This window comes from Planococcus circulans, from assembly GCF_020023385.1.
Taxonomy (GTDB): Bacteria; Bacillota; Bacilli; order Bacillales_A; family Planococcaceae; genus Planococcus.
On record NZ_JAIQCL010000009.1, the window covers coordinates 40,884 to 58,503 of the forward strand.

Here is a 17,620-nt window from a genome sequence, read left to right on the forward strand (position 1 = left end):
GAAGGAGATTGATGAAAATGGCAGTAAACATTTACGACGACATCAACAAATTGGAAAGCACGTTCCGTGCGACAGATGAGTTCAAGAAATTGGAAGAGGCTGTGGCGCAAGTGACTGCAGACAACGAAGCGAACGAATTGTTCAAGACTTTCCGCGACTTACAGATCTCTCTTCAGCAAAAACAGACACAAGGTGAAGAAATCACTGAAGAAGAAATGATGAACGCGCAGAGCACTGCACAAGCAGCTCAGCAGAACGAAAAGATTTTGGCAATGCTTGAAGCCGAAATGGGATTGAGCCAAATGATCGAAGAAGTGAACCGTGTCTTGATCAAACCGGTGCAGTCGTTATACGAAAGCATGTAATTTTACAGAAATAAAGGGTTTTAAAAGAGAGACACCGAATACGTAAAGGTGAATGAAAATTCATTTTTACGAAGGGGTGTCTTTTTTTATGTATGAGACAATTGAATTAACGAAACAAGGGCGTATCGGCCAACTGGTTCTGAATCGGCCGAAATCAATGAATGCGATGAATGGCACGATGATGAAAGAATTGGCGGATTGCTTTGAATCACTGCTGCAGGACAGCACGGTTCAGGTGTTGATCATCCGTGGTGAAGGAAGAGCATTCTCAGCCGGCGGTGACATCAAGGAGATGATGGATCCGGAAAATCCCATGGATATCGACTTGGTCATGAAAGACGTTAGCCGGTTGGCAAAAGCGCTTTACACACTGCCGCAGATTACAATTGCTGTGATACACGGTGCATCTGCAGGGCTCGGTTTCAGTATGGCATTGGCTTGTGATCATGTGATTGCGGAAGAAAACAGCAAATTGGCCATGAACTTTATCGGCATCGGCCTCGTGCCTGATGGCGGCGGCCATTTCTTTATGAAAGAACGCGTCGGCGTACCGAAAGCGAAGCAGATCATTTGGGCAGGGCAGACTTTAAAAGCGCATGATGCCTTAGCAAAAGGCCTGATTGAGGAAGTGACAGCCGAAGGGCGTGGTATTGAACAGGCTGAAAGCTATGCAGCTGAAGCGATTGCTTCCCCGCTAAGTGCCAAATTGGCATCCAAGCATATCCTTCATCATTTGAAAGTGGATGAGTTGGAGAACGTGCTGGAAATGGAAGCGAAGGCACAGTCAGCCATGCGGAAATCAGCGGATCATCTGGAAGGCATCCAGGCATTCGTCGAAAAACGCAAACCCGAATTTAAGGGCAATTGAAGAAAGCTATCGACTAGCGGGGGTTTTATAGCTCCTTTATTGAATAGCAGAAAAAAGCATGGCGGAAAATCCCCGTCATGCTTTTTGTATTTCTATGAATGAAAAAGAAGAAGTTTACCAGCAGGTGATGCCAGTCGGTGCGTTTGTTTGGTCAGCCCCTTTTCTTCCAGGATGGCTTTTCCTTTGTCACGCGCTTCCTCATCCGTTTCGGCCGTAAATGTTTCGTCCATTATCTGTTTGCCTGTTTGTTCGAATGCAGTCAATTTGTAGGTTCTCAAGCGGAATCAATCCTTTCTGAATGGATATTCATTTTAAGTATAAAGGGTTTCTTTTGAAAAGTCCTGCAATTTTTGAAACATTTCGTCAGATGTTTCGTAATAAGTAGAAAGAGAGGGGCGACCGGAAATGGCTTTACATGTAAAACAAGTAACAAAAAAATTCGGTGATTTTACAGCGGTGGACGATCTTTCGTTGTCGATTGAAGAAGGAGGGATGCACGGATTCCTCGGGGCCAACGGAGCGGGTAAGACGACAACGTTCCGAATGATTTTGGGGCTCTTGGATCCTACACACGGAACAGTACGCTGGAAAGGGAAGCCCATTACATATGCGAGCAGTCCGGATATCGGCTATCTGCCGGAAGAACGCGGCCTGTATCCGAAGATGAAAGTTGAAGAGCAGCTGATTTACTTGGCACAGCTGCGCAAGATGACGAAAGTGGACGCGAAGCGCGAAACGGCTGCCTGGCTGGAGCGATTTGAAGTACCGCACTATAGCCAGAAAAAAGTAGAAGAATTGTCCAAAGGCAATCAACAAAAAATCCAATTGATTGCGTCGCTTTTGCATAAACCTTCGTTATTGATATTGGATGAACCTTTTTCAGGGCTCGATCCGGTCAATGTGGAAATGCTAAAAAAAGCCATCCTGGATTTTCAGAAGCAGGGAGCAACCATCGTCTTTTCCAGCCACCGGATGGATCATGTTGAGGAATTATGTGATGAGATGAGCATATTGGATCGCGGAAAAGTAGTTGCTGGAGGCTCAATTCGGGAAGTGAAACGGTCATTCGGCAAGCTGAAAGTGCGGTTGAATATGGACGCTGACCTCAGCCGCTTAAGCGAAATTGAGGGAGTCGATCATTTCACTAAAACAAAAGAGGGCGCCTTGTTTCAGATTACAGAAGAAAATGCAGCCCAAGTTCTCCTGAAGAAAGCCATGGAGTTGGGAACCTTACGCCATTTTGCGGTAGAAGAACCTTCTCTGGAGGAAATTTTCATTGCGAAGGTGGGGAAAACCCATGCATAGTTTTTGGATTATCTTTAAACAGGCGTTTATGACCAAAGCAAGAACAAAATCCTTTATCATCACGACATTGATTGTCGTCGCCTCCTTTTTTCTTTTGGCGAATATACCGAACATCATCTCCCTTTTCGATAATGAGGAATCCGAGGAGAATGTGCTGCACGTGCTTGATGAAACTTCAGAACTCGTACCTGAGCTGCAGAACCAGCTTGATTTGATGGACAGTGGCATCGAAGCTGTCCCTACCTTTCTGACGGAAGAAGAACTGCAGCAAAGCATTGAAGAAGGCACCATCGATGATTATTTGGTTTTGACGCAGAATAGCCAGTTGGGCGCCCGCTATGTTTCGGAATCCGCCAACGAAATGGGCAGTGGCATGGAAATTGAAAATGCAGTTCAAGCCATACATACATCTTTGACTGCTGAATCGCTTGGTTTGGACGATAATCAGGTGGGTCAATTGTTCATGCCGGTCGAATTTGAACGACAAGCTATTTCGGAATCCTCCAAATCGCAGGAAGAACTGAGTCAGGCAAGAGGGCTTGTCTACGTTCTGATCATGCTGATTTACGTAGCAGTCATCTACTATCCGAATATGATTGCTATGGAAGTGGCAACAGAAAAATCTTCCCGTGTTATGGAGATTCTGATTTCTAGTGTGTCGCCGGTTAAGCATATGTTCGCAAAAATCGCTGGCATCGGCAGCTTGGGAATATTACAGATGATGATTTTCGGATTGGCCGGCTATTTCGCTATAAAAACGGCCGGCACTGATCTGACGGAAGGCTTCTTTAGCGTCATGGGCTTTTCAGAAGTCAAAATCAGTACTTTCCTGTTCGCCATCCTCTTTTTCCTGCTGGGCTATTTCCTGTATGCGGTGCTTGCCGCATTGCTGGGGTCATTGGTCAGCCGGACCGAAGATGTGCAGCAATTGATGCTGCCGATGATGATTTTGATCATCATCGGCTCACTTATCGCGTTTTCGGGAATTTCGATACCGGAAGCCGGTTACGTGACCGTTGCTTCCTTTATTCCTTTCTTTGCGCCTTTGGTGATGTTCCTGCGTGTCGGCATGTTGGATCTGCCATTATGGGAGCCGCTGTTGTCCATCGCGATCATGCTGGTGACTATCGGGATCCTCGGCTGGTTCGGTGCCCGTGTCTACCGCGGCGGCGTCCTGATGTACGGCTCGTCCCAATCGCTGAAGGACATCCGTAAAGCCATCCGATTAGGGAATAATAAATAATCGGGAATTAGCGGCGTTAGTTAAAAGCCATTCTTTTATAAAAGTAGACTTCTTATATAAGTTGAACTAAAGAATTTACTTTTTTTACTCAATAGGCGTGAAGAACCGGAGAAAGTGCTCCAGGCGGATGCTTTCCGCGGACGAAGCTAGCGCAGCGATGCAGGAGCACCGGTTTTTTAGGAGCTGGTTTGTGGAATATCTTTCACAAAATTGTTTCTGTGATAAATGGTTAGTTCAATTTAAAGAAACCATAAGATAGCTGTTGCAGGAAGTTTCTTGCAAACAGTTTTTTTTATGAGATTTCCATGGTAAAATAGGAACAAATATTCGGTCTATAAAAGGGGTTAATTATGGAGTCCATTCGTTTTATCCACACAGCAGATCTGCATTTGGGAAGTCCGTTTGTCGGTATGAAAGGTTTGCGGAAAGAGCAGTGGAAAAAGCTGAAAGACAGCACTTTGGATGCTTTCGATCGGCTTATTCAGCATGCCCTCAAAACAAAGCCTGATTTCATCTTGATTGTTGGAGATATCTATGACGGTGAAGACCGCAGCATCCGTGCACAAGCCCGTTTTCAACAGGGGATGCATCAGTTGGCGGAGCAGAAGATTCCAGTAATCATCAGTTATGGCAACCATGATCATCTCAGCGGCAATTGGACGCGTTTCAATCTCCCGGAAAATGTCCATGCATTCGATGATTCAGTGTCCCAATTTAAACTGCAAACTGCAGGAGGACCCGTGGTCTTGACCGGATTCAGCTATGGCAAACGCCATGTCAGTGAATCGATGGTCGAGCATTATCCCCAAGCGACACCGGACAGCTACCAGATCGGTATGTTGCATGGCAGCCTCGAGGGTGATGCTACCCATGCTGTTTACGCACCTTTCAAAAAAGAACAGCTGCTCAGCAAACACTACGATTATTGGGCACTTGGTCATATCCATAAACGCCAGGAACTTCACAGGGAGCCTTCCATCATTTACCCGGGCAACATTCAAGGACGCCACCGCAAGGAATCCGGCGTAAAAGGCTTCTACGATGTAACACTGTCGAAAAGGGATACTGCCCTGGAGTTCATCCCCACGTCAGTCGTTCAATTCGAGCAGGTGGCCATTCCGGTCAAAGAACTCCTCCATATGAATGAATTGATCGATGCCTGCCGACAGGAGCTGAGCCTATTGGGGGAAGCAGCGGGTACGGCGATTGTGGATATCGTGTTTACTGAGCTGGATCGGGAAAGTTTTCAGCTGTTGGCCGAAATTCCAGAGAGCGAATTGCTGGAAACATTACAGGAATCGATGGACGCACTGGATTATTTTATTTGGATCCAAGGGATTCAGTTTCAACAGGCAGAGAGTGAAACAGAACTGTCACCGCTCGGGGCTACACTGGTTCAGACAATCGAAGGGTGGAGTACAGAAGAATGGAAAACGGTGTTGAAGGATTTATACAGGCATCCGAAAAGCAGTCGTTTTTTAGAGCCATTGGCAGATCAATCCGTCGGGGATCTTCAACAAGCAGCCGCACAAAAAATTCGGCGCAGTATGCTGGCAGGAGAGTGACGGGATGAAAATCGAGAAACTGATCATTTATGGCTTCGGCAGGCATGAGAACCGGACAATTGATCTGACCGATCAAATGGCGTTGTTCTATGGGCCCAATGAAGCCGGAAAAACAACCATGCAGCAATTCATCATCCAGATTCTATTTGGTTTTCCTGCACGCAACGGGACGCAATTACGCTATGAACCGAAAGACGGGGGGAAACACGGGGGGCAGCTCCATATTTCCGATCCGCAATATGGAAGACTGGTGATTGAGCGGATAAAAGGAAAATCTGCTGGAGATGTCACGATCTGGTTTGAAGATGGCAGACGAGGAGCAGAAGCGGAGCTCAAACAACTGCTGCGCAATTATGACCGTGCTTCGTTTGAAGCGGTTTTTTCATTTTCCATCCATGAATTGCAGGGCCTCGAAGGGCTCAGTGAGACAGAATTGAGCCGTACCCTGCTGGCTTCAGGAACCACAGGCATCGATGCGGTGACGCGCCTGGAAGGCCAGTTGGAAAAAGAAATGGCGCAGCTGTTCAAGAAGGGTGGACGTACCCCGGCGATGAATAGACTGGCTGATGAGCTCCGCAGTATTGAAGGTGAGCTGAAGGAGTACCGGGAACGGACAGAGCTTTATGGCCCTTCTATCGAGCGTCTGCGGGAAATCGAACGTCGGCTGTTAACTAGTGAAAGCGAAGAAGCGCAAATAGACCAGGAACTGAAAAAACTTGGGAAATGGCAGCAGGCATCTCCATTGCTTGCTGATAAAAAGAGGTTAACAGAACAGATTCAAGCTTTGGAGCTTGTACAGTTTCCAGCGGATGGCAAAAGACAGATGGATCGCCTGATGGACAAGCTATCGGAAACAAAAGCCGATGTGGATCACGCGGTGAACCAGCAGAACAGTTTGCCTGCTGTCGAAGCAGGAGAACCTGTCTCTATCCTGGAAAACCTGTTGAACCGTGAATCGGATTGGCATCAACTGCGGCTACAGCTGGAACAACAGCGCCAGGAGCATACGGAACTGTCAGAAGACTGCGAGATCACCTTGTCACTGCTTGGCCTGTCGAAACAGCAAGCATTGGCTGTGGAGGTCTCTTTGAGCAATGAAGAACAAATGCTTGGCAAGCTGAAGGATGTGGACGTGGAAGAAGAGGACCAGCGTTTCCGGTTGCGCAATCTGCAGGAAGAGAAAAACAAATTGGCTCAAACAGAGCATGAGCTGACATCTTTTTTGGCGGGGGAGCCTCCTGGAAAAGAACGGCTCGCTGCCGAACAATGGCCAGCCATCTCAGCAGAATTGGCAGAAGCCAAAGCCGCATCAAAATTTCAACAGGCCAGCAGCGGAAATGGACCCCTAATCAACTATATGATGATTGTATTGGGGTTAATTCTAGCGGCATATGGATTTATCCAAACTTCAGCGGTATTGATGGTATTGGGTGCAGCGGCAATCGGAGTGGGTATCTGGCTGTTTCTCAAAACGCAGAAGCCGGGCGAGCTATCGGCAGAATACGAGGCGGTACTCAACGAGTACGCCGGCAAAGAAAGCGAATATGAAGCTGTTGCGAAAAAAGTTGCGGAATTTGATCGTCACCTGGATCATTTGATGGCTCAACGGGATGCCATTAAAAAGAAAATTGTCAGCTATTCAACAGCAGAACCTGATTATTCAGCAAAAGTTGCTTATCGCCACTATCTGTCGCAGATCGGCCTACAGCCGGAAGTAAGCCGTACGATGATCCTGGAATTGTTCGGAAAAATCCGCAAGGTGCATCATGTGCATTCTCGGCTGAAGCGGATCGAAGATGAAATCCGTGTACTGGAAGAGCGGCAGAAGGAATGGCTGGAGAAAGCAGAAGCGGCATGCGGTAAAGAGCTGGCAGCAGGTGAACTGATGCCGGCTTTGCGTTCAGAGTTGGCACATCGAAAGCAGCAGCAGGCAGAATGGCTAAAAATAAAAGAAAAGCAAGCGGGGGTGGAGCAGGAAATCAGTCGCTTGACTGTTTACCGGGAGCAGCTTGAAAAAGAACAGCAGAATTTGCTGGAATATGCCCAAGCAGAAAATGTTCCCGCTTTCTATCATGCTGCAGATGCGTGGGAGCGGAAACAGCAGTTGGAAAGAGAGCTTGCGCTTATCGATGGCCAATTGCAGTCCATCGGAGACAATGAATTGCCGGATGGCTGGCAGCTTGCTGATGTTGAATTGGCTATGGAGAGATGTCAGATCCAGTTGGCCAAACTGAAAGCAGAGCGACATGAGTTGCTGGCTGAACAGGCGGATAAACAGCAATTGACGCGTTTGTTGTTGTCGGATACCTCCTACGAAGAAAAACAGCAGGAATTTGAGGGGAAAAAAGCGGAGTTCACTGAGTTGGCGCAGCAATGGTCCATCAATAAAGCAGTTGTGGAAGCGATCAACCAAACGATGGAAGAGTTGAAGGAAAAGAAACTGCCGGCCGTGCTGAACAATGCACAGCTTTACTTCGATAGGTTGACCAATGGTGCCTATAAAGGATTGGCGATGAACATGGATGGGTATTTCGAAGCGGAACGTCAGGACGGTACGTATTTCCGTATTGCTGAGCTCAGCCAGGCGACCAAAGAGCAGGCTTATCTGGCATTGAGGCTGTCTTTAGCCATATCGATGAAGAACAGCCATCCATTTCCGATTATTATGGACGATGCTTTTGTCCATTTTGATCGCAGTCGTCTGCAGCAAATGATAAACTTAGTGACAGAGCTGCAAAAAGAGCATCAGTTCATTTATTTCACTTGCCACGAAGGCATGCAACAGGCTTGGCCTAACGCGCAGATCATCAAAGTGGCCAATACCGAAAGGAGCGTTCATTCATGACTAAAGGCATTACACAGCGTGCAGTTGGCGAGACCGTCGACGAATTCCTGCTGATCAAGCAGTCTGTCAAGGGAGTCACAACTACGGGGAACCCATTTATTTCGTTGGTGTTGCAAGACAAAAGCGGCGATATTGAAGCAAAGTTATGGGATACAAAAGATGAACAGGAAAAAATATTCGCAGCAGAAACGATTGTCCGTGTAGGTGGAGAAATCCATAATTACAGAGGAAAGAATCAACTGCGCATTAAAAGCATCCGCCCGGCAAAGCCTGAGGAAAACCAATCGATTGCAGATTTGATGCCGTCATCGGAAAAATCAACAGAAGAATTGCTGGAAGAAGTGATGAAGTATCTATTTGAAATGGAAAACCCGCAAATTCAGCGGATTACCCGTTTTATGCTGAAAAAATATCAGCAGCAATTTTTGACATATCCAGCAGCGACGCGCAATCATCATGATTACGTTTCCGGATTGGCGGATCATGTCGTTTCAATGCTGAAACTGGGCAAGTCATTGGTCGATATCTATCCAGGCTTGAATAAGGATCTGTTGTACGCGGGAATTATTCTGCATGACATCGGCAAAGTAATTGAGCTTTCGGGTCCGATTGCCACAACCTATACAGTGGAAGGCAATTTAATCGGCCATATTTCCATCATGGTGACGGAAGTGGCGAAAGCCGCAGAAGAGCTGGAGATTGAAGGGGAAGAAGTCATGCTCTTGCAGCATATCATTCTCTCTCACCACGGTAAGGAAGAATGGGGCAGCCCGAAAAAGCCGATGCTCAAAGAAGCGGAAATCCTGCATTATATAGACAATATCGATGCCAAGATGATGATGATGGATCGGGTTCTTGGAAAAACCAAGGAAGGCGAATTTTCCGAACGTGTCTTTGCATTGGATAATCGTTCATTCTATAAACCGAAAATCTAAAGAAAAACTCCCGTTTCCTATACTGGAAACGGGAGTTCAGACTGTAGACAAACTCTGACCAAAATGTATAGCGGTGCATAATCCCCAACCGGTCCGGCCACTTCGCTTTCCGTGGGCTCAGCTTCAGCCTGTATTGAACACCATGCTCCTGCATCGCTGCGCTAGCTTCGTCGCAAAGGCTTGACCTCACAAGTTTCGGCCAATGCCTTTCCTGCGGGGTCTTCAGCTTTCGTCGCTGCGCTGCTCCCACAGGAGTCTTCGTGGCCAGCCCGGTTGGGGGCATGTTGCTTCAATCAAAGAGAGAAGCTTGCTAGTCTGCTCTAGAAAAAATAGTCCTAACAAATCTAGAAAACCCTTCACTCAAGGATCCAGAGCACAAGGCGGCGACTCCTGCGCGAGCCCGTGGAAAGCGTCCGCCTGAAGCGCAGGATCCGGTATAAACAGGATGAAATGTAGATTCATTCTTTAAATGACATCAATATTCTTTTCTCTACAAGCTCAAACTCCCGTTTCCTATACAGGAAACGGGAGTTTTTAGATCTTCAGTTATTATTCTGCAGGAGCGGCTTCAGGAGCAGGTTGTGGATTTAAGATATCATCCAGTGCACCTTCAAGATCTTCGTCTTGGATCTCGACATTTGCTTCTTTCATCAATTCAGCAACTTTCGGAAGCAGGGTTGCTTGGTCTGCTTTTGAAAGTGCGATTTCAGAACGGATCTCTTCTTTTTGATCTTCCAATGCCGGCTGGTCTTCCACCTGGCGTTTCTCAAGAACCTGGATGATATGGAATCCGAATTCAGAGGCTACCGGCTCACTGATTTCATCAACTTCAAGGCCATAAGCGACTTCTTCGAATTCAGGAACCATAGCTCCTGGGCCGAACCAGTCGAGGTTACCCCCGTTAGCACCAGAAGCTGTATCAGTTGAGTTTTCTTCTGCTAAAGCAGCGAAATCGCCGCCTTCATCCAATTCCTTTTTAAGGGAGTTGGCAGTTTCTTCATCAGCCACTAGAATATGGCGTGCGTTCAACTCAGTGCCTTGGCGGTCATATTGCGCTTGGATTTCTTCGTCGGTCACTTCAACATCTTCAGTCAATGCTTTTTCCTGCAATATGTTCAAACGGATGACTTTTTTGTAGCTTTCTTCTGTTTGGTTGTTTTGAGCAAGAAACTGATCGAAGCTTTCGCCAAGTTCTTCTTTATTGCTTTCGTATTCAGCATTCACTTCTTCGTCGGTCACTTCGTAGTTTTCAGCAAGCACTTTTTCAATCATAAGAATCTGTACTGCCTGTTCACCGATTGAGGTTTTCATTTCCTGGTAAAGCTCATCTTTGGTGACATCTCCAGCATCAGAAGTTACGATGACTTCGCTTTCACCGTTGTCGCTGCAAGCAGCTAAAGCCAGTACAGATGCTGCCAGGGTAATGGTTAAAAAGGATTTTTTCATTGAATTTCGCTCCCAACTTTCTATCTGTATAAGTTGAACTAAAATAACTACAGTAGCCGATATTCCGCAAAACAGCTCCGCTTTCCTGGGGGCTCGCGCTGAACTAACTCGGGCTCTTCGCCCGAGTGGATTTCAACACTTCGCTTGGTCCCCATGGAGTCTTCGCTGTTTTGCTCCATATCTCTAGAGCTTTCTCTAGCGTCGACGCGGCTCAGGACTCGGCGAAGCAATAAGACGAGTGGTCTTCTTGGCTTATTGCGGGAGCCTTGTCCAAAGCGCCGAAGTGGCTTATTTATGATGATTCTTTAGTTCAACTTATATAGTTGCAGTAATTACTATACTATAAACGATTCGCAGTATGCAAAGTTCCTAAAAAAAGACACTTGCCAGGAGGCAAGTGATTTAAGGTGTAAATTCTACGCCTACATACAACGATACCAGTAGTATTGTGATCAATATGTTAATGGTACGGAATATTTTTTGGTGATTTTCTTCCGGGATTTCCCGAGAAGTGACTAATGCCAATGTCATCCGGTTGATCTGGAAAAGATAAAACACGGAGAACATAACAATGAATGCGATAATCATGGATTTCCTCCCCTCTGACTTTACTTCCTAGTATAACAAAGACGGGAAGAAAAAGCAGGAATCAGCTGACTACTGGAGGTACTAAAATCTCAAAACCAGTCTCTGTTTCTTCTATTAATGCATACTTTGGAGAACGCGCTAAATTGCGAAGATAGATGATATCCGTCAAACATAGCGCACAGTGATAGGCCAAAAGCATAGCGAAATAATGGCTGAAGGCAGGCATCAGTATACTTAAGGTGACAATGGCTGTGTTTAAGAAAAGAAAAGGTGTGGCCAATGACAAAAGAAAACGCAATTTTGGAACCGGTTCATTGATATGAAGTAAAATAGCCGGACAAACTTTCAATTGTTTTCGAATGATAAGCTTCAAGGACTTGTGGCATCCGATCATCGGCAAAAAATGCAGAATTTTGTGGATCGGATAGATGGCCAGCAAAGCCAGGATGAAAAGCAGGAAATACTGATCGGATAGAGGTGTGGCATAAGCAATCGCAAGCCCAATGTAGGAGGCCATAAAAACAGCGATTCCGAAAAGCGCTGATATCATGAAAAGCCGGTCAAATCCATATTGTTTTTTTACATTAATTGTTTTCCAGCAGTGCATGTGTGCATCCCCTATTTATAAATTCATTTTTGATTCGATACATACATTACAATGATTTATAAGGAAATGCAACCATAAATTAAATTTGGGGAATTACTGATTATTGCTGGCTTTCCTGGTGCATAATGACATGGTTTTCTTCACTGAATCTGTTCTCGATATTTTTGAAGGAAGCTTCGAATATCTCCATGAAATCATCTCCGTAAATGTTTCGGATGACGGCCATGATATCCATGAATTCAGGGAACTTTCCATACAGTTCACGCAATGGAAGGGAGCCGTCGATAACGGCGTGCGGAGTTTCATGATAATTCTCAATCATTTCCTGCATCAGTTTCTCGCCTTTTTCAGTCAGTTGTACATAGGTATTGCGCTTATCCGTATCGCGTTTCGAAAAAGATAGCAGTTCACGCTCTTCCAGTTTTTTTGAGAAATTAAAAGCGGTTGAAACATGCATGACGCCGAATTTAGCAACATCTGAGATGGAAGCTCCTTTTAAGTGGTAGGAGATCCAAAGAATGTGATGCTCATTAATATTCAAATCATAAGGTTTTATCCACAACTGCCAATCTTTTTCCACCGCTTTCCACAAAGCTTTCGACAATTGCCCGATGCGCTGGCTAAACAGCATAGCCTCTTTCATGGTATATTCCTTTTCATTCACACAAGCACCAACTTTCCTCCGAAATATTTTCTTTATTATAGCAGTAAAGCAAACGTAATTAAAGTAAGAATAGTAAAATAATTTACAAAAGCAATAGGGAAGTACTGTAAAACATACTCGATCAGGAAAGAACGGTTGTAATCAGCTATTCAAAAAGCTGGATACAGCAAAGCAGAGCAGCAAACACTGACCTGACATTGAATAGTTATTTTCACAGATTGAAGGTTCCGAAAACTGCGTTTTTAGTTTTGAATGGGGGAATAAGATATCCCACAAAAAAAACAGCTGCCCGAAGGCTGCTGTTTTAAGCGGTTTGTGTATCGTCATCGACTTTTTCCTTTTTAGGCTTATCATTGTCATTGTCTTTTTTATCTTTACTGATGGTATTCTGCAATTCTTCGATTGCGTTTTGGATTGCCATGATCTCAAGCTGGAGATGCTCTTTCGCAGGAGCAGTGCTCTCTGTCCATGTTTCGAGAGAAGCTTTCAATCCGTCGACTGCTTCAGGCAGCTGTGATTTGGCTTCCTCAGTCAGATGGTTGATTGAGTCTTTTATGCCATTCACTTTTTCCTTCAGTTCATTTAAGTATTCTTTCCATTCAGTTGATGATGACTTCATCGTCGTACGGAATTCCTGTCCTGATTGTGGTGCAGAGAATAAGGCCGTTGCAGCTCCTGCTGCCAACCCTGTAGCAAGTCCTAAGAAAAACCTTGATGCTTTCATGTATAAAACGCCCCTTTCTTCCTATAAGCTTCTTTTCCTTTATTTTACCTAATTAAAACATAAAGATGAATGACTATTCAATAAAAAAAGCTTTTCGCCAAAAATAATGGCGAAAAGCTCTGGTATTTAGGCCGCTTGTGAAACAGCCGTTTCGAATTTTGAACGCTTGACTAATGTGATGACAATCGGATAAATAAAGGCGAAAGCGACTCCGTTCATCAATACTGCAGGCAAGACCACCGTAACAACCAAAAGGCTGAACGGAATATTGGCGCCGATTACAAAAATGGCTGCAGACAGGAAAATCGTTCCGGACAATAAAGTTCCAACTGCACAAAGGGCAATAGTCACTGGTAGTTTAGAAATGAATTTCTTCAAGATCATCACCAAAGCAAGAAAAACAAAAGCCGTGATAAACTTATCGATGATATTCGGGAAGAATCCACCTGGGAATGTAGAAAACAGTCCAGACAGGACACCCGTCGTTACCGCCAATAAAAACACGTTTTTAACATTCGGGAATAAAAGAATGCCGACAAACATCATCGTCAACATGAAATCGGGCTTCATTCCGCCATTGATGCCTGGAATCACCACATAAAGAGTGGCTCCGACGCTGACCAGCAACGCCATTAAAACTAGGTTTTTCGTATTCATTTCTCATCTCTCCTCAGCTCTGTGCTAGTTTCTTTTTCCCGGTCGTGTCCTCATGACCGCCGGCGAAAAACTTATACTGATTCTATCCTGTCCACTTCAGAAAATCAAGCGTCAGCGGCTAATTTTTCTTTTACGCTTTCCGCAAGTTCCTGGATGCGTTCAGAAGTGAATTCCTTTTCTTTCGTCATCCACTTTGCGCCAAATCCGTCGCTTTCGCCGTAGCGGGGAATAAAGTGCAGGTGAAAATGGAAAACGCTTTGTCCGGCTTTCGCACCATTGTTGTTCAACAGGTTCATGCCCTCAGGCTGGAAGGTTTCGTTGATGGCTTTTGCAATTTTAGGTGCTACGGAAAACAGATTGGCTGCCTCTTCCGGCGCAAGGTCATAGACGAATTCGCGATGTGTTTTGGGGATAAGCAAGGTATGCCCTTTAGACAATGGCATGATATCCATAAATGCAAAAACATGTTCATCTTCATAAACTTTCACGCTTGGGATTTCGCCTGCAATGATTTTGCAGAAAATACAATTTGTCATTGGTATCATCCTCTCCATTTCCCCCATTTTACCACAATGGACATATCCGAAAAGAATTCAGCAGCTGGTTTTGATACAATAGTTTAATAGAAAGAGGTGTTATGCATGGCAATTTTGGAAGTCGATGCGTTGACTGGAGGATATACACGCAAGCCGGTCTTGCAGGAAGTGACGTTTTCAATAGGAAAAGGGGAGCTTGTCGGGCTGATCGGTTTGAATGGTGCCGGAAAAAGTACGACGATCAAGCACATTATCGGATTGATGCAGCCGAAATCGGGGCAGATCCGTTTGAATGGAAAAACCTTTGAAGAAGATATGGACTCGTACCGTTCCTCTTTTTCGTATATTCCGGAGACGCCGGTATTGTATGAGGAGCTGACGCTGCGGGAACACCTTGAATTGACTGCGATGGCCTATAATCTAGATCCGAAGCTGTTTGAAAAGCGTTCTGCTGAACTCCTGAAGGAATTTCGGATGGAAAAGCGCCTGAAATGGTTTCCGTCGCATTTCTCGAAAGGAATGCGCCAAAAAGTGATGATCATGAGTGCATTTCTGGTGAATCCGGCTCTTTATATCATCGATGAACCTTTTGTGGGGCTGGATCCGTTGGGTATCAAATCTTTATTGGATCAAATGGAAAAGCAAAAGAAAAAGGGGGCATCCGTGCTGATGTCGACACATATCTTGTCGACTGCCGAGCGTTATTGCGACCGGATCATCCTTCTTCATAACGGCCGTGTGCGGGCCAGCGGGACCATGGATGATTTGCGGAAAGCGTTCAATATGCCGGACGCGTCACTTGACGATTTATACATTGCGATGACCGAGGATGAGCTAAATGAAGAATTTGCATGATGTTTGGTCACGGAGGCTCACTAAATACACAGCTGAAGTCCAAAATTACCTGAAATATATTTTCACCGGCCATATTGCGGTCGTGCTGCTTTTTGCACTTGGAGCTGCAGGATTCGCCTATAGTGAATGGATTCAGAATATCCCGCCGGATTTCCCGGGAGCGCTTGTCCTGGCAGTGATTTTTGGGGTGCTGTTAGCCATCAGTCCGCCGTCCACATTATTGAAAGAAGCGGATTCGGTGTATTTTTTGCCTTTGGAAAGCAAGTTGGATGAATTTCTGAAGCCGGCATTGAAGTGGTCGTTCTTTTCGCAATTGTACTTGCCGGTCATCGTCTTTATTGTTTCATTGCCGATGGTCAACGCTCTCTATGGCCTGCCATCATCTTTCCTGATCGGTTTTCCGATTTTGCTGCTGCTGATTAAATGGTGGAATATCCAGACGGAGTTTGCTTTTAGGAGACAAGGAGCAGGAGACGGTGTCTGGTTGGATCGGCTGCTTCGCTTTCTGCTGATTGGATTATTTGTGTACTTTTATGTAGAAGAACAGTTGATCATTGCCATTGTTGTCTTATTTGCCATCATTTTCTACGGCAAATGGATTGCCCGGAAAGCGGTCGGAAAGCCTTTTGCTTACGAACATTTTATCGGCTTGGAAGAAAACCGGATGCTTCGCTTTTATCAATTCGCCAACTACTTTACGGATGTTCCTCATCTGAAGGGTAAAATCAAAACCAGAAGCTGGCTGAACTGGGTTTACCGGTTTATCAAGCCAGGTCCGAAAAACGCTCATCTGTTTTTAGTCTGGAGAACGTTTATCCGATCGGATGAATTGTTTTACTTATGGGTGCGATTGACGGCAATCATTATGGTGGGGGCTTGGTTTATTCCGTTTCAGATTGGTGTCGCCTTATTTGCCGGTGCTTTGGCATTTGCAACGGTGATCCAGATTTGGCAGGGACTGACCCATACCCAGCATTTCCGGATGGACAATCTGTTTCCACTGACACATTTCAGCAGGCAGCAGGCTGTCAGGAAACTCATCATGGCCATGCAGATCCTGCAAAGCATTGCAGCCGCAGCTGTCTTATTGGTGATGGGGGAACTGATTACCGCCTTGCTGACTTTTGGCGTTATTTTAGTCGTTTCTCTACTGACTGTTGCCGTATTGAAAAATAAAAAGAATTGAAACAAGCCCGGTCTCTCTTTTTAGAGGCCGGGCTTGTTTTTGATTTATTTATGGAAGTTGATTGCGGCAGTGCCAAGTGTTTTAGCTGCCAGCAGCATGGCTTCTTCTTTGAAATCGAATTTCGGATGGTGGTGAGGATAGACTTCGCCTTCAGGCATGGCACCAGTGAAGAAAAAAGCACCTGGAATTTCCTCCAGGTAGTAGGCGAAATCCTCTCCACCCATCTGTGGCGGGCAATCATAGACCTCTTCTACACCAGGAATCACTTCTGCAATGCTCTTAATATAGAGGGTTTCTTTTTCATGGTTGACGACCGCCGGATATCCCCGTTTGAAATTAAATTCATAGCGGCTGTTGTTGGCCATGCTGGTTCCTTCAATGACCCGTTCCATCTCCATCTCCATCAGGCTTCGGACATCTTCTTTGAATGAACGGACAGTTCCGGACAGTACGGCCTGGTCAGCAATGATATTGAACGGATTCTGCGCAACAAACGAACCGACGGACAAGACCGCAGATTCGAGGGGGTCCACACGTCTCGATACCAGCGGCTGAAGGTTCGAAACGATTTGGGAGCCGATGACGACCGCGTCGATGGTTTCGTGGGGGCTGGCGCCGTGCCCTCCGCGTCCCTGGATTTTCAGTTCAAAGCTGTCGGCAGCGGCCATGATGGGTCCGACGCGCGTATCGATTCTTCCGAATGGCGTCGTAGACCAAAGGTGGGTTCCGAAAATGGCGTCGACCCCGTCCAGGACACCTGCTTCAATCATCGATTTAGCACCACCGGGTACCAGTTCTTCAGCATGCTGGTGGATTAATACATAAGTTCCAGCCAGTTCATGGCGCAAGGAGTGCAGGACTTTTCCGAGCACGAGAAGAGTCGCTGTATGGCCATCATGTCCGCATGCATGCATGACGCCATTGACCGTTGATTTATAGGGCACATCTTCTTTTTGATCTTGTATAGGCAAAGCATCAAAATCAGCGCGCAAAGCAATGGTCTTCCCAGGGTTAGCGCCTTCTATCGTGGCTACCACACCGTTTCCGCCAACACTGTGTTTGACATCGATGCTTAATTGCTCATAATATTGGCGGATGTAGCGGGCTGTTTTGATTTCATGGAACGATGGCTCGGGATTCATGTGCAGGTGGCGCCGGATTTCCACCATTTCAGGATAAGCAGCATCCAACTCAGCGTATAATTTATCAATCATTGTCAAAACCCCTTTCT

The 17,620-nt window shown here is 45.8% G+C and carries 18 protein-coding genes; 9 read left to right on the forward strand and 9 right to left on the reverse strand.

Annotation, left to right across the window (positions count from 1 at the left end; all coding sequences use genetic code 11):
* Window positions 1-17 precede the first annotated feature (17 nt).
* Both K8U60_RS14485 and K8U60_RS14490 read left to right on the forward strand, forming a co-directional pair.
* Entirely contained in the window at window positions 18-365 is a 348-nt protein-coding gene (locus K8U60_RS14485; protein WP_223641617.1) for a YlbF family regulator, read from the forward strand.
* An 88-nt stretch (window positions 366-453) separates the two neighbouring features.
* A complete protein-coding gene (locus tag K8U60_RS14490) occupies window positions 454-1,233 on the forward strand; it encodes an enoyl-CoA hydratase (protein WP_223641619.1) in 780 nt (259 codons plus the stop codon).
* Window positions 1,234-1,325: 92 nt separating this feature from the next.
* Here the strand turns inward: K8U60_RS14490 and K8U60_RS14495 are convergent, their stop codons facing one another.
* Window positions 1,326-1,511, reverse strand: coding sequence for a YhzD family protein (locus K8U60_RS14495; RefSeq protein ID WP_191716611.1), 186 nt, complete (start codon window positions 1,509-1,511; stop codon window positions 1,326-1,328).
* A gap of 127 nt (window positions 1,512-1,638) precedes the next feature.
* On the opposite strand from K8U60_RS14495, the gene K8U60_RS14500 reads away from it, so the two are divergent.
* The 5 genes from K8U60_RS14500 to yhaM all read left to right on the forward strand — a co-directional run bounded on the left by K8U60_RS14500 (window position 1,639) and on the right by yhaM (window position 9,126).
* Window positions 1,639-2,538, forward strand: a complete 900-nt coding sequence (locus K8U60_RS14500; RefSeq protein WP_223641621.1) for an ABC transporter ATP-binding protein — start codon at window positions 1,639-1,641, stop codon at window positions 2,536-2,538.
* Entirely contained in the window at window positions 2,531-3,781 is a 1,251-nt protein-coding gene (locus K8U60_RS14505; protein ID WP_223641623.1) for an ABC transporter permease, read from the forward strand. Before K8U60_RS14500 ends, K8U60_RS14505 begins: the two co-directional genes overlap by 8 nt.
* Before the next feature lie 350 nt (window positions 3,782-4,131).
* Window positions 4,132-5,346 carry a metallophosphoesterase family protein gene (locus tag K8U60_RS14510; protein WP_223641625.1) on the forward strand — a complete coding sequence of 405 codons (1,215 nt, stop codon included), beginning with the start codon at window positions 4,132-4,134 and terminating at the stop codon, window positions 5,344-5,346.
* A gap of 4 nt (window positions 5,347-5,350) precedes the next feature.
* Window positions 5,351-8,191 carry an ATP-binding protein gene (locus K8U60_RS14515; protein WP_223641627.1) on the forward strand — a complete coding sequence of 947 codons (2,841 nt, stop codon included), beginning with the start codon at window positions 5,351-5,353 and terminating at the stop codon, window positions 8,189-8,191.
* Window positions 8,188-9,126, forward strand: coding sequence for a 3'-5' exoribonuclease YhaM (gene yhaM / locus K8U60_RS14520; RefSeq protein WP_223641629.1), 939 nt, complete (start codon window positions 8,188-8,190; stop codon window positions 9,124-9,126). The genes K8U60_RS14515 and yhaM overlap by 4 nt, the downstream gene beginning before the upstream one ends.
* A 549-nt stretch (window positions 9,127-9,675) precedes the next feature.
* Here yhaM and K8U60_RS14525 read toward each other — a convergent pair.
* The 7 genes from K8U60_RS14525 to K8U60_RS14555 form a co-directional block, all read right to left on the reverse strand.
* The gene (locus K8U60_RS14525; RefSeq protein WP_223641631.1) at window positions 9,676-10,572 is read right to left on the reverse strand and encodes a peptidylprolyl isomerase; all 897 of its coding nucleotides are present in this window, start codon (window positions 10,570-10,572) and stop codon (window positions 9,676-9,678) included.
* A gap of 402 nt (window positions 10,573-10,974) precedes the next feature.
* The gene (locus tag K8U60_RS14530; RefSeq protein ID WP_006828367.1) at window positions 10,975-11,160 is read right to left on the reverse strand and encodes a hypothetical protein; all 186 of its coding nucleotides are present in this window, start codon (window positions 11,158-11,160) and stop codon (window positions 10,975-10,977) included.
* A gap of 61 nt (window positions 11,161-11,221) precedes the next feature.
* Entirely contained in the window at window positions 11,222-11,767 is a 546-nt protein-coding gene (locus K8U60_RS14535; RefSeq protein WP_223641639.1) for a DUF3267 domain-containing protein, read from the reverse strand.
* 100 nt (window positions 11,768-11,867) lie between these two features.
* Complete coding sequence (locus K8U60_RS14540; protein WP_223641641.1) at window positions 11,868-12,431, reverse strand: HTH-type transcriptional regulator Hpr; 564 nt, start codon at window positions 12,429-12,431, stop codon at window positions 11,868-11,870.
* Window positions 12,432-12,735: 304 nt separating this feature from the next.
* Entirely contained in the window at window positions 12,736-13,155 is a 420-nt protein-coding gene (locus tag K8U60_RS14545) for a YtxH domain-containing protein (protein ID WP_223641643.1), read from the reverse strand.
* Between the two features lie 126 nt (window positions 13,156-13,281).
* On the reverse strand, window positions 13,282-13,812 hold the full coding sequence (locus tag K8U60_RS14550) for a tryptophan transporter (RefSeq protein WP_223641645.1): 531 nt from the start codon (window positions 13,810-13,812) through the stop codon (window positions 13,282-13,284).
* A 104-nt stretch (window positions 13,813-13,916) separates the two neighbouring features.
* Complete coding sequence (locus K8U60_RS14555) at window positions 13,917-14,348, reverse strand: HIT family protein (RefSeq protein WP_223641647.1); 432 nt, start codon at window positions 14,346-14,348, stop codon at window positions 13,917-13,919.
* 105 nt (window positions 14,349-14,453) lie between these two features.
* On the opposite strand from K8U60_RS14555, the gene K8U60_RS14560 reads away from it, so the two are divergent.
* Together K8U60_RS14560 and K8U60_RS14565 are read left to right on the forward strand one after the other, a co-directional pair.
* Window positions 14,454-15,203: an ABC transporter ATP-binding protein gene (locus K8U60_RS14560; protein WP_223641649.1), complete on the forward strand. Its 750-nt coding sequence runs from the start codon at window positions 14,454-14,456 to the stop codon at window positions 15,201-15,203.
* Window positions 15,187-16,389 carry an ABC transporter permease gene (locus tag K8U60_RS14565; protein ID WP_223641651.1) on the forward strand — a complete coding sequence of 401 codons (1,203 nt, stop codon included), beginning with the start codon at window positions 15,187-15,189 and terminating at the stop codon, window positions 16,387-16,389. The genes K8U60_RS14560 and K8U60_RS14565 overlap by 17 nt, the downstream gene beginning before the upstream one ends.
* Window positions 16,390-16,433: 44 nt before the next feature.
* On the opposite strand, the gene K8U60_RS14570 is transcribed toward K8U60_RS14565, so the two are convergent.
* Window positions 16,434-17,603 (reverse strand): amidohydrolase, encoded by a 1,170-nt coding sequence (locus tag K8U60_RS14570; RefSeq protein WP_223641653.1) that lies wholly within the window; start codon window positions 17,601-17,603, stop codon window positions 16,434-16,436.
* Window positions 17,604-17,620: the final 17 nt, after the last annotated feature.